Annotated in this window: 1 protein-coding gene; it reads right to left on the bottom strand. The window is 66.9% G+C overall.

Annotation, left to right across the window (positions count from 1 at the left end):
• A partial coding sequence (locus tag AB4Z35_RS31240; RefSeq protein WP_442101331.1) for a ribonuclease catalytic domain-containing protein occupies positions 1-369 on the bottom strand: 369 nt, incomplete at both ends.

The raw sequence follows: 369 nt of genomic DNA on the forward strand, positions 1-369 counted from the left end.
TCCTCGAGCAGGTTGTGGCGCAGGTTGGCGGCAATCGGCACCCGCTCGGCGCGGGTTTCGCTGGCGGTGATGGCGATGCCGTCCGGTGTGTTCGGGTCCACCGTCACATAGAGCGACAGCGCCGGGCAGGTGCGCCCTTCCTGGAGCGTGTAGCGCTCCACGATGGGGTCCGGCAGCATGGTGATCTTGTCGCCCGGGAAGTACACCGTGGACAGACGATGCCGCGCGATGGCGTCGAGCGCATCGCCACGCTTGATGCCCAGCGCCGGCGCAGCAATGTGGATACCCACGCGCAGCTTGCCGCCGTCGAGTTCGGTGACGGACAGCGCGTCGTCGATCTCGGTCGTCGTCACATCGTCGATCGAGAAC

The sequence above is a fragment of the Pseudomonas sp. KB_15 genome (genome assembly GCF_052114525.1).
Taxonomy (GTDB): Bacteria; Pseudomonadota; Gammaproteobacteria; order Pseudomonadales; family Pseudomonadaceae; genus Aquipseudomonas.